The sequence below is a fragment of the Larkinella knui genome (assembly GCF_003858645.1).
GTDB classification, from domain to species: Bacteria; Bacteroidota; Bacteroidia; order Cytophagales; family Spirosomataceae; genus Larkinella; species Larkinella knui.
Map to the genome: position 1 here is coordinate 147,828 of NZ_RQJP01000003.1, position 12,552 is coordinate 160,379.

At 50.9% G+C, this 12,552-nt stretch carries 12 protein-coding genes; all 12 read right to left on the minus strand.

Annotated elements, in window-relative coordinates:
- Positions 1 to 37: 37 nt before the first annotated feature.
- The 12 genes from EHT87_RS14575 to EHT87_RS14630 all read right to left on the minus strand — a co-directional run bounded on the left by EHT87_RS14575 (position 38) and on the right by EHT87_RS14630 (position 12,515).
- Positions 38 to 2,500, minus strand: coding sequence for a TonB-dependent receptor (locus EHT87_RS14575; protein WP_124907391.1), 2,463 nt, complete (start codon positions 2,498 to 2,500; stop codon positions 38 to 40).
- A 21-nt stretch (positions 2,501 to 2,521) separates the two neighbouring features.
- Entirely contained in the window at positions 2,522 to 3,394 is an 873-nt protein-coding gene (locus tag EHT87_RS14580) for a Cif family virulence factor (protein WP_124907392.1), read from the minus strand.
- Positions 3,395 to 3,542: 148 nt separating this feature from the next.
- Positions 3,543 to 4,310, minus strand: a complete 768-nt coding sequence (locus EHT87_RS14585; RefSeq protein ID WP_124907393.1) for a patatin-like phospholipase family protein — start codon at positions 4,308 to 4,310, stop codon at positions 3,543 to 3,545.
- A gap of 36 nt (positions 4,311 to 4,346) precedes the next feature.
- On the minus strand, positions 4,347 to 5,183 hold the full coding sequence (locus tag EHT87_RS14590) for an MBL fold metallo-hydrolase (RefSeq protein WP_124907394.1): 837 nt from the start codon (positions 5,181 to 5,183) through the stop codon (positions 4,347 to 4,349).
- 589 nt (positions 5,184 to 5,772) lie between these two features.
- Positions 5,773 to 6,633: a sulfate/molybdate ABC transporter ATP-binding protein gene (locus tag EHT87_RS14595; RefSeq protein WP_124907395.1), complete on the minus strand. Its 861-nt coding sequence runs from the start codon at positions 6,631 to 6,633 to the stop codon at positions 5,773 to 5,775.
- A 4-nt stretch (positions 6,634 to 6,637) separates the two neighbouring features.
- On the minus strand, positions 6,638 to 7,309 hold the full coding sequence (gene modB / locus EHT87_RS14600; protein WP_124907396.1) for a molybdate ABC transporter permease subunit: 672 nt from the start codon (positions 7,307 to 7,309) through the stop codon (positions 6,638 to 6,640).
- Positions 7,306 to 8,043 (minus strand): molybdate ABC transporter substrate-binding protein, encoded by a 738-nt coding sequence (gene modA, locus EHT87_RS14605; protein WP_124907397.1) that lies wholly within the window; start codon positions 8,041 to 8,043, stop codon positions 7,306 to 7,308. Before modA ends, modB begins: the two co-directional genes overlap by 4 nt.
- Positions 8,044 to 8,317: 274 nt before the next feature.
- Positions 8,318 to 9,235, minus strand: a complete 918-nt coding sequence (locus EHT87_RS14610) for a restriction endonuclease (protein WP_124907398.1) — start codon at positions 9,233 to 9,235, stop codon at positions 8,318 to 8,320.
- A gap of 79 nt (positions 9,236 to 9,314) precedes the next feature.
- Complete coding sequence (locus EHT87_RS14615) at positions 9,315 to 9,518, minus strand: hypothetical protein (RefSeq protein ID WP_124907399.1); 204 nt, start codon at positions 9,516 to 9,518, stop codon at positions 9,315 to 9,317.
- 245 nt (positions 9,519 to 9,763) lie between these two features.
- A complete protein-coding gene (locus EHT87_RS14620) occupies positions 9,764 to 10,816 on the minus strand; it encodes a sugar phosphate isomerase/epimerase family protein (protein WP_124907400.1) in 1,053 nt (350 codons plus the stop codon).
- A gap of 99 nt (positions 10,817 to 10,915) precedes the next feature.
- The gene (locus EHT87_RS14625) at positions 10,916 to 11,347 is read right to left on the minus strand and encodes a four helix bundle protein (protein WP_124907401.1); all 432 of its coding nucleotides are present in this window, start codon (positions 11,345 to 11,347) and stop codon (positions 10,916 to 10,918) included.
- Between the two features lie 22 nt (positions 11,348 to 11,369).
- Positions 11,370 to 12,515 carry a Gfo/Idh/MocA family protein gene (locus EHT87_RS14630; protein ID WP_124907402.1) on the minus strand — a complete coding sequence of 382 codons (1,146 nt, stop codon included), beginning with the start codon at positions 12,513 to 12,515 and terminating at the stop codon, positions 11,370 to 11,372.
- Positions 12,516 to 12,552 lie beyond the last annotated feature (37 nt).

Sequence of the window (12,552 nt, forward strand, 5' to 3'; positions counted from 1 at the left end):
AAATTGCACTTTTTACGGTTTTATCGACGTCAGCGGTCTAGTTCATCCGGCGTTGTTCCTCTTCGGAAACCGTCCGCCGATTCCCCGCCCCTTTCAGTTCCCGGTTTCCAAAATGATACGTAAACGTCAGGCGGGCAACCCGGGTTTCGCCGTAGGTGGCAAAGCGGAAATCCATCTGCTGAAACTGAACCGTACCCCGGAATCGCTGCGTCTGAAACAGGTCACTCCAGTTGAAGCGCAAGGTGGCTTTTTTCTGCCAGAGCGTTTTCTGAAATCCGACGCTGATCTGACCAAACGCCCGCATTTTGTTCTGGCTGTAGACGTACGGCGAATTATAGGAGGCTGCCAGTTCGGCGGTGATGCCGTGGGCAAAAACAAACGCATGATTGCTGGTCAGGTTGGTCGACCACCAGGTGTAATTCAGCGGACTCCCGCCCAATTCGGCGCGGTATTGATTGTACGACACGCTGGCGGTATGGCGCGACGACCACCAGCGCGTCAACCGAAGGGGCGTACTCAGACTGAGTCCCAGGTTCGTTTGTCTGGCCAGGTTGGTAAACGTAATCCGGGTCGCACCGGTCGTGTCGTTCTGCTCGTTGATGTCGACAATCACATCCCGGGTTTTCGTATAGTTGAACGTAACTGTCGTTTCATCCTGGTAACTGTAGCCGAGTTGGAAAGCGTCAGCATACTGCGGTTTGAGGTACGGATTGCCCTGCTGATAGGCATATGGACTGAAAATCCGGATAAAGGGGTTGAGGTACTGGTAATCGGGCCGGTCGATCCGGCGGCTGAACGAATACTGGAACTGGTGTTTTTCGCCCACCGACCGGGTCAGCGACACCGTCGGAAACAGATTCAGGTAGGATCGCTCAACGGTCTGGCGGGCCGTCACCGACTGCGCTTCGGTGCGGGTTTGTTCCAGACGCAGGCCGAGTTGAAGGGTCCAGCGGGTCCAATTCCGCCGACCCGTCAGATACCCCGCGTGAATGATCTCCCGGTATTCGAACTGGTTGGTCCGGTTCGTATCGAGTTGCCAGGGAACCGTTTGTTCTTCTTCCGCGCGTTTGGTTTCAAACCGCAAATCGTTCTTAAGCGTTACATAACTGCTTTTCCAGCCCATTTCCAGCGTGGTTCGCCGGTCGAACGGATGCGTATAATCGGCTTTGGCGGCCCGGATCAGGGCTTTCGATACGGTATTGAGCCGCTGAAAATCCCGGGGGCCGGTTTCCGTTCCCTGCGCATTCCGGTAGCGGGTCGAAAAAAGCTCGGTCGGCCGGAATGCCGCATCGGAATAATCCATATCCAGCAGCAATTCGCGCCCCTGGCCACCCCGGCTCGTGGTGTCGAACCGATGCCGGAAATTCAGGTTGGCCGCCAGCCGGTCAACAGTCCGTTTGTTGTCATTCTCCGTTCTTTCAGAAGAAGTCAGCGTTCCGGACTGGTAGAGATCGCTGCCGGTTCCGCCCTGCGATCGGTTGCCCACCTTCATTCCGTTCAGCAGGAAACCGACGGTAGAATGCCGGTTGGGTGCAAAGTCGGCACCGAGCCGGAACGTATGGCTCGCGTTCTGAATCGGTCGATAAGTCTCCTGCCGAATCAATAGCGGCTTTCCATCCGGTGTCAGTCGCCGGTCGATAGTGGCCACCGACCAATAGTTTCGGTGGTCGTAGGTGTAGTTGCCAAACCAGCTCCACCGGCCCGTCCGGGCGTTTAGGGTCAACGCCGTGTTGTATTTCAGAAACCGGCCCTGACCAAGCCCGGCGGTCAGATTGCCGTTGAGCGGCTGGCTCGACTTGTTGCGTTTCAGGCGGATGTTGATCAACCCCGCGGTTCCGGCGGCATCGTAACGGGCCGGTGGGTTGGTGATGAGTTCGATGGTTTCGACGGTATTGCTGGGTGTATTCCGCAGCAGATCCATCACTTGTCCCGTTGACAAATACGTCGGCTTACCGTCGATCATCACCAGCACATTATCGCGTCCTTTCAAACTAATGCGCTCCGACTGGGCATCCACCACCACTCCGGGCGCTTTTTCCAACACTTCGAGCGCCGTACCGCCACTAGCCACCAGGCTGTTTTCGACGTTCAAAACCGTTTTATCAAGTTGCTGTTCGATAAATGGCTTCTGCGCTTTCACGGTCACATCGGCCAGTTGCCGGCCTTCCTGCCGTACCACCAAACCCGGCAGTTGGTAGCTCCACTGCCCTTCTCCAATTGCAAATACTTCCGAGTAGGTTTTCCGGAAACCCACGCCCGAGGTGACTACCCGGTAGTTTCCGGATGGAATAACCTCAAATTCGTAGGCGCCCTGGCTATTGCTCACGGCTCCTTTCACCAGGGTCGAGTCCGAGGCTTTGAGCAACAACAGAGTCATCTTTTCAACCGGTTTTCCGAGGGAGTCGCGTACCAGGCCCGACACCCCTCCCAAATTTGGAGGCTGGGCGGATAGAAAGCCGGGGACAAGCAGAATCGTCAGGATCCGTAAAATTTTATTCATATCGGGTGATTGCGGGAAAGGTTACATAAGCTGAACGCCAAGGACTTCGTGCGCCAACTGCCAGGCACCCTGCCGCTTACGCCAGATGCGCAAATAGCCGTTTCGGATCTGGCCAATGGTCGCATAGCCATAGGTAAAGCCGAAATCGCCCGAAGAGGCTGTCATCACCTGCACCAGTTGAAAATCGATTTTCTGATTGGAAGAAGCAGCCTTTTCCCTGGCGACGGTTCCGGTATAAACCGGATTCCCTTCCCGCAGCAGCCGAACTGAGTCACTGGCCGGTAATACCGCTTGATAGGCCCCGCGCAAACTTTGCGAATGGGCCAACCGGATGAACTCCGTTTCGGCCTGCCGCAACTCCCGCCCGGTTTTCGTCGTATCCAGAACCGTGTTCGTTTTGACACCAAACTGACCCGGCATTTGCAGCGCGGCCACCGGCTGATCGGGCTTCGCATGCGTACACCCAAAATCGATCAACGCCTTCCAGTCGCCCGCTGCCGTTTTGTGCCAGACGCTGGTGAACTGACCGTACGATACGGGGTCTTCATCCATCGTTCGGGGACGAAATTCGAAAGGGCCGGTTGTAAAGCCCATCGTTCCCGATGCCGAAATCTCGGCGTAATTGGGTCGCCAGGTTAACCGGCCGGAACTGGGTGGCAGTCGTTGGTACGTAGACTTGCCGGGCAGGAAGCGGTTTTTTATAAAAATCACCGATTGCTCATCCAGGTTTTCGACGAAAGCATCACGAATTCCCCGGTCGAGAGCCATTTGGGCAAAACCTAGTTCAGCCGCTACCAGGGCTTCATAATCGGCCTGAACGGTGGCCGAAGTCCAGGGAAACGGGGGCGTTCCCAGACAGATCAGCAGAAGTCCGAGGGTTAAAAATACCGGCATACAGCGTGGGATGAAGTAGTCGAAGATCGTTTTACAGCGAAAACTAAGTCTTCCCGGCGCTTCATCCCACGCTTTATTGGCCCAACTGAGGGAATTGGTATCTGAACTGAATAAGATCGTATTTGAAACGAAACCAGCGACTCTCCCTTTACAGGGCGGATTCCAAAGTCTTGATCAGTTGGGGTTTGATGGTCTGCGTATACTGATAGCCTATCCGGAAGAGGTCCCGGGCGCGTCGCCAGTCAAAGACGTCGAAACGGCTGAGTTCGGGCGGTTCGATGAGCAGGTTGCATTGCGCCAGTCGCTCCCGGGTTTTGCTGCGAACGGCCAGAATCAGGCTGCGTTCCAGCACGCCCTTGATGGAAGTTATCGGTTTTTGCGTCGTAAACGGATTGCAATGGACGCCCACGATAAAATCCACTTTGTCCTGAATCACTTCAACCGGCATGTTGTTCAAAACCGCCCCGTCGACGTATTGCCGTTTGTTGATCCAGTAGGGTTCAAAAATACCCGGTAATGAGCAGGAGGCCAGAATGGGCCGGACGAGTTCGCCGGTATCGAATACGGTCAGTTCGCCCGCCGACAAGTCCGTTGCCACCACGTGCATCGGAATTTGCAGGGCTTCGAAGCGGTCGTGCGGCAGATATTGACGGTATAACGCTTCCGCCTTGTCGAGCCGCAGCAACCCCATCCGGGTGAAAGCGGGCCGAACATGCCGGTAAAATGGCGTTGTTTCAATGATTTTCAGGATTTCGTCGGGCGTGTAACCGTTGGCAAACAAGGCCCCGGCAATGGCTCCGGCACTCGTACCCGCAATCTGGTCGAATAAAAATCCTTGTTCCAATAAGCCCTTCAACACACCCAGGTGCGCAATTCCGCGCGCTCCTCCCCCGGAAAGTACCAAACCAATTTTCATCGTTCAGGTCGCTATAAACTCACGTCTTCTTTTCTCTTATAGTAACGCAGCCAGCGGCCCTTTATCACGAATCCGGATGCCTTTTTCTGTCATTTCAACCGTAGCGGCTTCCACAACCGGATCGTGTTCAAAGACCAGAATCCAGTTTTCAACGGCGGCCTGTTGCAACACCCTGGTTTTTTCTTCCATGGTGAGCAGCGGGCGAACATCATAGCTCATGATCCAGGGTAAAGGAATGTGGGCCGACGACGGAATCAAATCCGCCACATAAGCCACCGTCCGATCACCCACCCGCAAGATCGGCAGCGTCATTTTTTCGGTATGTCCATCGACCTGCAACAGCTCGATGCCGGGAAACGGGAAATCGGTTTTGTCTAAAAACTGCAATTGGCCACTCTGCTGAAGCGGTTCGATGTTCTCTTTCAAAAAAGAAGCTTTTTCGCGGGGATTCGGGTTGGTTGCCCACTGCCAGTGTTCACTGTGGCTCCAGTAGGTTGCCGACGCAAAAGTGGGCACGAAACGCTCCGATGCCCGGCAAACGGCCCCGCCCACATGGTCGAAATGCAGGTGCGTCAGCAACACATCCGTGATATCGTTTTCAGAATACCCCGCCTGCTGGATGGATGTCACCAGTGACGCATCCCCGTGCGGCTCATAATGGCTAAAAAACCGGGCATCCTGTTTGTCTCCCAAGCCCGTGTCGACCAGGAGCAGTTGGTTTCCTTCCTCCACCAGCAGGCAGCGCATGGCCCAGGTGCAGAGGTTGCGCTCATCGGCCGGATTTTGTTTACTCCAGAGCGTCTTTGGTACCACACCAAACATGGCCCCGCCATCTAATTTAAAAAAACCGGTATCGATCGTTTGTACAGTCATAGCAGGTTCGAAACTAACCACAAAAGTGAATAATCAGACTTTTAATAACCCAATTAAATCAATATTTTAGTTGTAAATCAAATAAATGATCATCTTGAAATTCTAAAAAAAAGTCATTTATACTCATTTTAAAGTAGATTTGACTTGCATTTATCAGACAGACTTATTAATTTTAGGCGTTGATTTGATACTTAACGTGTATGAACATAATCATTCTCCCTGCTATACTGCTCTTACCGAGACAGTACTGACACTACGGTTTCTAGTGTTTCAAATCCGAGAATCCATACACATACGAAGTACGGTCAAACGTGTGATACAGTACACACGTTGAGGGAATTCAAAATCCTCAAAACTGACAGTGTTTTAAAATATACAAGATAAGTAAGATTTCGCTTGCAAATAAGTGATCAACCGGAAAGTCCGGTATAGATGTTTCATTTTACTGTTTCCGGTTTTACCGACCCAGTGGTATGAAATGGTTATACTGATCTTTTTTGAGCCTTACTCCTAACCGGGTAAGGTAGGTAGGACAGAGAAAAATGGTAGTAAAAATCCTCGAAAATTCGGGGATTTTTCTTTTTACAGACTAGTCACCGGTTGGGTTTTCGGCGGTGGTGGCTGGCTCGACATCCAGAGTGATGGTGTCGCCAACCTGCCATTTTAGCGCCTTATGCGGCCTATTTACGGTTATAGTCGCATCGTTTAGCCAAATTTGCACCTGTACCCGATTGGCTTTTACATCAATTCCGGTTATCAAACCGCTTACTTGCTGGCGTGATGCAGAATCAGGCTCCGATTTCTTTTCCCTGAAAGACGCCTTTCCCTCCTTCAATTCAATGAACTGATCGGCGACCCGTTGAATCTCCTCCTGATGGTGACTCACCAGAACCGTGGTTGTGCCAAACTGTCGATGCAAACGCAGGAGTTCGATCAACAGTTGATCACGCGTTTCACGGTCCAGCGCCGAAAAAGGTTCATCCAGTAATAACACCTGCGGGCGACGCGCCAGCGCCCGGATTAAAGCAACCCGCTGACGTTGTCCACCCGAAAGAGTGGCGGGTTTTCGATCGGCTAAATTCGTCAATCCAACCCGTTCCAGCAGTTCATCCACGATGGGATCCCGGCGGTTTTCGGCCGCGAATTCCACGTTTTGTCGGACACTCATATTGGGAAAAAGTGCAGCATCCTGAAAAACCATTCCGACTTTTCGCTGCTGTGTTGCCAGATTGATCCGGTGTTCCGTATCGAGCCAGGTTCGTTCGCCAACCCGCACAATTCCTTTCTCCGGCATTGTCAAGCCTGCCAAAATTCGGAGAAGTGTGGTCTTCCCCGACCCGGAAGGACCACAGAGGCCGGTCAGGCTGCCAATTTTCAGGCTAACCGCTACCTCGAGCGGGGCCGGACCGCTGGCAAACAACAGGTTCATTCGGGCTTGCAGATGGAGCATGGTATCAAAAGATCACCCACCTTTTATTGATGGCATAAACAGACAGCAAAATGGCGAAGGAGACGACCAGTAACAACAGCGCATAAGCGTTGGCGGCTCCGTAATTCAACAATTCGACTTCATCATAAATAGCCACGGAAGCCACGCGGGTTTGACCGGGGAGGTTGCCGCCAATCATCAACACCAGCCCGAATTCTCCGATCGTATGCGCAAATGAAAGCACCACACCCGTTAACAACGACGGTTTTATATTGGGCAGCAAGACCCGGAAAAAAGTTTCCCGGTGCGATTTCCCCAACGTATACGATGCTTCCCGCAACGATGCGGGCAGGTTTTCCAAACCGGCCTGAACGGAATGGACCATAAAGGGCAAACTGTAAAAAATGGAAGCAATTACCAGACCTTCGAACGTGAATAATAACCGCAGATCGAACCAGGAAAGTAGTTTTTTTCCCAGAAAACCGGTCGGGCTAAACGCCAATAGAAAATAAAACCCCAATACGGACGGCGGCAATACCAGTGGTAAACTGATGATGGCTTCAACAACCGGCTTGAATCGAAACCGGGTAAAGGCCAGCCAGCCAGCGAGTGGAATACCGACGAACAGCAGCAGCAAGGTCGTTAGAGTTGCCAGCCGAAAGGTCAGTAACAGCGGTTGCCAGTCGAAATCGGTCATTGGCGGGAAGGCAGCTGGTAGCCATACTGCCGGAAAATAGCCTGACCTTCCGGCGAAAATAAATAATCATAGAATTTCTGCGAACCCGCTCTGGCTTTCTTGAGCAAAATAACCCCCTGGGCGATGGGCTTTGCGCCTTTTATAGCCACCCAGCGGCCTTTCTCCCGTACGGAAGGTTCTAAAACAACCGATTTGGCCGTAAAAGCCGCATCGACCGCGCCCGAAACCAGGTATTGATTGATTTGTGAAATACTTTCGCCATACACAATTTTGGATTGCAGGTGAGTCAGCAGGTTTTGGCTCGTCAGCACATCCACCGCCACAGCACCGTACGGGGCGGTTTTGGGATTGGCAACCGCAATCTTCGCTATCCGCTGATCGGTCAAGACGGTCAATCCCCGGGCAGGGTCGATGTCGGCACGGGTCCAAAGCACCAGTAAACCGTAGGCATAAATCCGGGGTTTACGCTGCGCCAGCCCCGCCTGAAATATCGCTTCAGGGTAGGCCATATCGGCCGACAGAAAAACGTCGAATGGCGCTCCGTGCTGAATCTGGGCCGTTAGCTTCCCCGACGAGTTGACGATGGGCTCGATTTGCAGGCCGGTTTTCTTTTCAAACCCGGCTTTCAATTTTTCCATTACGAACTGGGCATTGGCGGCAACGGCCACCCGGATTTGCTGGGCAGAAGCCGGGAAGGTAGAAACCAGCAAAACCAGCGTAAGCCAATGGCGCATAAGAACTCGTTATAGTTGAGCAAATATAACGAGTTCTTGAAAATATGGCGTATAATGTGTAGTATTGATTCCAGTGCAGGCAGTAAAAACAAACGGTTTCTTTATTTTGGCAATGAACACGTAATCGGGATTGGTACCCCATCCTAAAAGCTAGTAGCCGCCAGTTGGACCGCCGATGGGTTTTCGCATAACTGCCCTCGGCAGTGCGGTAGTGGATAATAATGTAGTGAATCTGGCGGAATTGTTTCGTGAGGAAGATACAGATTATTAAAGATTATTCTTCAGAAAAGTAATCATTATCTATTCTTTTTATTTCATAAATTTGTTGAACTGAAACTCCGAGGTTATAATCAATCATTAACTGAGCTAACTCTACGCCATTAATTAGAACAATCTTTGTTTCATTGCGTGGTACATAATCAGAGGCTTCTTTTGTAAAAGAAGAAGTTGTGATAAAAATCCCCTTTTTTGCTCCCTGCCCTGCCAATGCACCAATAAACTTGTGTATTTCCGGACGGCCAACAACATTACCAGTCTTCCAGCGTTTTGCCTGAATATAAATAATATCTAAACCTAATTTATCTTCTTTTATTGTTCCATCGATTCCTTCGTCACCGCTTTTACCAATTGCTTTCCCTGCATCTTTTATTGATCCTCCATATCCCATTCTAACCAAAAGTTCGACAACAAGTTTTTCAAAAAAAACCGGAGGCAGGCTCACAACTTTATCTAACAAATCCTGTGCGAGTGACTTCCTGATACTGAAATAAGCACTTTCAAGAGTCTCTTCAGGAGTTTGTTGAGCAACCGAAATTAATTCAGTTGCTTGCTCATCATTATCCTGTTTTTTTGCAGACTGGAACTCTAAAAATTCTGGATATTGTTTAAGGAATGCAATATTAATTGTTGGCGGATTTTGTTTTAAAACATTTTTACCCCGATCAGTTAATTTTATAATTCCACGTTTTGGCGAGTCTAATAATCCCGATTTCTTTAAATAAGTTTTTGCCCATCCAGCTCTATTACCAAATAAAAATGCCTGACCACTAGGCAACAACTCCGCCCGCTCTTCATCGGATAGCTGAAAGATAACACTTAGTCTTTCTACAACATCATTGAATTTATGCTCTTTTCCATCCGCCACATATTTTAGCAATGGTAACATTATACTTTGGTAATCAGGAATAGGCATAATAGAAAAAGTATTGAATTAGCGATTGATAAAAGTACTAGAATCGCCACAAATAAACTACATTTTGATCGATCGAAAGTCAACTTCCCGGATTAAACCGGGCCGCATCGATAATCGACCACAGGTGAATCAACCAGCCGAGTAAAAAAAACCAGAGGACACCAGCCAGCACAAACTGGATGATCGCCATCAGCAGCCGCCCCTGCAGCAACTGCCCTAAACCCGGAATGAAGAAACTACAAAGGGCTGCCAATACATTGCCGCCCGATCCCTGACCTGCCATTGTTTTGAGCGTTTAAAGGTAAATCACCACCGAAAGGTAGTGGTATGAAGAATCGCTCCATTTGGATTATGACAAACGGTGATTCCTGTCTTTTAAACTGTCAAAACCGGGGTCGGGTTTTAAAAAATCCTCATCCGTTTTATCCCGGCAACCTCGCTACCAACGCAATGCGGTGACAAAAACAGAAGAAAACCGGCAAGGTCAAAAAAGACCTTGCCGGTTTCGGATTGGTTTCAAACCAGACTTTATAATCCCAACAGTTTCTTATTAAAGTCTTCATCCGCTCCGGTTCCGGCGAAATCGTCGAACGCGCGTTCGGTTACGCGAATGATGTGGCTTTCAATAAACGGTGCGCCTTCGGCCGCGCCCTGTTCGGGGTGTTTGATGGCACATTCCCACTCCAGTACGGCCCAGCCGTCGTAGTCATACTGCGACAGTTTGCTGAAAATACCGGAGAAATCGACCTGCCCGTCGCCCAGCGAACGGAACCGGCCGGCCCGTTCGACCCAGCCCTGGTAGCCGCCATAAACGCCCTGCTTGCCCGTCGGATTGAACTCGGCATCCTTGACATGGAAAGCAAAAATCCGGTCGTGGTAGAAGTCGATAAATTGCAGGTAATCAAGCTGTTGCAGCAGGAAGTGGCTCGGATCGTAGTTGATACCTGCGCGGGGGTGGCCGTCGACATAATCGAGGAACGTCTCGAACGTGATGCCGTCGTGCAGGTCTTCGCCGGGGTGCAGTTCATAGCCCACGTTCACGCCCGCTTCATCGAACGCATCCAGAATGGGCTTCCACCGGTTTCCCAGTTCCTGAAAAGCCGTGGTGACCAGACCCGCCGGACGTTGTGGCCACGGATAAACGAACGGCCACAACAGCGCCCCCGAAAACGTCACGTGGGACGTCAGCCCGAGGTTCTGGCTGGCTTTGGCCGCCCACTTCAACTGCTGAACCGCCCACGCTTGTTGTTCTTTCGGTTTGCCCGCCAGCTCGGCCGGACCAAACCCGTCGAACATCGAACCATAAGCCGGATGAACCGCAACCAGTTGACCCTGAAGGTGGGTTGACAGTTCCGTAATTTCGACGCCGATTTCGTTCAGTTTGCCTTTCAGCTCATCACAATACGTGGTGCTTTCGGCGGCTTGTTTGAGATCGATCATCCGCGGGTCCCAGGTCGGAATCTGGATGCCTTTGTAACCTAAATCCGCCATGTATCTGGCAATCGACTCCAGAGAATTGAAGGGTTCGGTATCGCCCAGAAACTGCGCCAGAAAAACGGCAGGGCCTTTGATGGTTTTCATAGTTTTTAAAGAGCGAAAGAGTGAAAGAGCGAAAGAGTGAAGGAGTGACCTGGCTAAAGCCTTGCACTCTTCCGCTCTTTCACTCTTTCCTTCTTTAATTCAGTCGCTCACTGTTTTGCGTGATTTTGACAAAATTTTAAGGAGTTGGCAACCTTCGTCAGTTAATTCGATTAAACGATGTTCGGGTACGATTTCCGTCAGGCTAAGGGTTTCAAGCCAAAAGAGCGACTCATCCAACTCTTCAATCGAAATGCTGAGTTTAGCGTAATACTCTTTTTGACTTCGGCTCCGCCTGACGGCCCGAAAGTTCGCAGCCGCTGAGGAGGAAGAGCGAAGGAGTTGACGACCAAAATGTTGGGCGTCAAACTCATTCGGTAAAGAGCGACAAACCTTGACACAACGGAGCATAAACATCTTCAAACGCCGTTCAAGATCGTCCAGAAATTGCCCCTTCGTGTAATTGCTATAATCAACCCATGGTTCATTCAGCAAATCATCCGGCACGAATTCGTCCATCGCTCTTTCGCTCATTATCTCTTTCGCTCTTTAGTATTTACACCTCAACCCAGCCTTGCTTTTTGTTCGATTCCAGGATTTTTTCGCAAATCAGGAGTTCGCGGTAACCGTCGGCGAAGGTGGGGAACGTTGGGTTTTCGGGTTGTTTTCCGGCGGCAATGGCTTCGTAAACTTCCCGGAACATCTGCTTGGAGGTGTCCGGAAACCCTTCGTTGTGACCTCCGGGGAACGAAATCACCGACCGGGCTTCGGAATACATTAGCGACGGATCGCGCATCAGGCTTTCGTTGTAGCCATCCCGGTTTCCAATCCACATTTCGTTCGGGGCTTCGGAGTTCCAGGCAAACGTTTTCTTCGACCCGGCAATCTCCAGTTTCATCTGGTTTTTGCGACCTGCCGATACCTGCGAAACCGTAATGACGCCTTTGTTGCCGTTGTCGAACCGCAGCAACACGTTGGCGTGGTCTTCGGTATTGATGGGCACATCGGCGTAATCTTCCGGTTGCAACATCTTGCCCGAATACGTTTCAACGGCTTTGAGCGGTTTTTTGCGGGTTTTGTGAATGGTGTTGAAATCGGCCAGCACGGCCACGGTTTTCAAACCGGTGATGTATTCCAGAATGTCCATCAGGTGGGAACCGATGTCGGCAATGGCCCGCGAGTCGCCCGACTTATCGGGTTCGAGCCGCCAGTTGTAGTCGGTGTTATAAAACAGCCAGTCCTGCAAATACGAACCAATCACCGAATAAACTTCACCCAAATCGCCTTTCTCCCGCATCACCCGCATCTGACGAGCCAGCGGATAATACCGCAAATTGAAGTGAACGGCATTCACCAGACCCGATTGGGCGGCCAGTTCCACCAGTTCCTCGGCTTCTTTGAGGTCTTTGGCCAGCGGTTTTTCGCAAATGACGTGCTTACCGGCTTCCAGAGCGGCTTTCGATTGCGAGTAATGGAGGAAATTGGGCGTACAGATGTGGATACTCTGGATGTCGTCCTGTTTGAGCAGTTCGTCAAAGGTGTAGGAACGGGCAATGCCCAGCGAGTCGGCTTTCTGTTTGGCCAGTTCAGCCGTAACTTCGCAAAGAGCAGCTACTTCGACGTTCGGAAGCCGACGCAGGGCTTCAATGTGAGCCGGACCGATAAAGCCCGTACCAACTACACCAACTTTGATTTTTTCCATTTTTGAGAGTTAAAGTATGTTCTTTGGTTTAAAAAGG

Excerpts from the sequence above, each read along its gene's own strand:
- EHT87_RS14575 (WP_124907391.1), bottom strand. The coding sequence starts at position 2,500 with ATGAATAAAATTTTACGGATCCTGACGATTCTGCTTGTCCCCGGCTTT.
- EHT87_RS14580 (WP_124907392.1), bottom strand. The coding sequence starts at position 3,394 with ATGCCGGTATTTTTAACCCTCGGACTTCTGCTGATCTGTCTGGGAACG.
- EHT87_RS14585 (WP_124907393.1), bottom strand. The coding sequence starts at position 4,310 with ATGAAAATTGGTTTGGTACTTTCCGGGGGAGGAGCGCGCGGAATTGCG.
- EHT87_RS14590 (WP_124907394.1), bottom strand. The coding sequence starts at position 5,183 with ATGACTGTACAAACGATCGATACCGGTTTTTTTAAATTAGATGGCGGG.
- EHT87_RS14595 (WP_124907395.1), bottom strand. The coding sequence starts at position 6,633 with ATGCTCCATCTGCAAGCCCGAATGAACCTGTTGTTTGCCAGCGGTCCG.
- modB (WP_124907396.1), bottom strand. The coding sequence starts at position 7,309 with ATGACCGATTTCGACTGGCAACCGCTGTTACTGACCTTTCGGCTGGCA.
- modA (WP_124907397.1), bottom strand. The coding sequence starts at position 8,043 with ATGCGCCATTGGCTTACGCTGGTTTTGCTGGTTTCTACCTTCCCGGCT.
- EHT87_RS14610 (WP_124907398.1), bottom strand. The coding sequence starts at position 9,235 with ATGCCTATTCCTGATTACCAAAGTATAATGTTACCATTGCTAAAATAT.
- EHT87_RS14615 (WP_124907399.1), bottom strand. The coding sequence starts at position 9,518 with ATGGCAGGTCAGGGATCGGGCGGCAATGTATTGGCAGCCCTTTGTAGT.
- EHT87_RS14620 (WP_124907400.1), bottom strand. The coding sequence starts at position 10,816 with ATGAAAACCATCAAAGGCCCTGCCGTTTTTCTGGCGCAGTTTCTGGGC.
- EHT87_RS14625 (WP_124907401.1), bottom strand. The coding sequence starts at position 11,347 with ATGAGCGAAAGAGCGATGGACGAATTCGTGCCGGATGATTTGCTGAAT.
- EHT87_RS14630 (WP_124907402.1), bottom strand. The coding sequence starts at position 12,515 with ATGGAAAAAATCAAAGTTGGTGTAGTTGGTACGGGCTTTATCGGTCCG.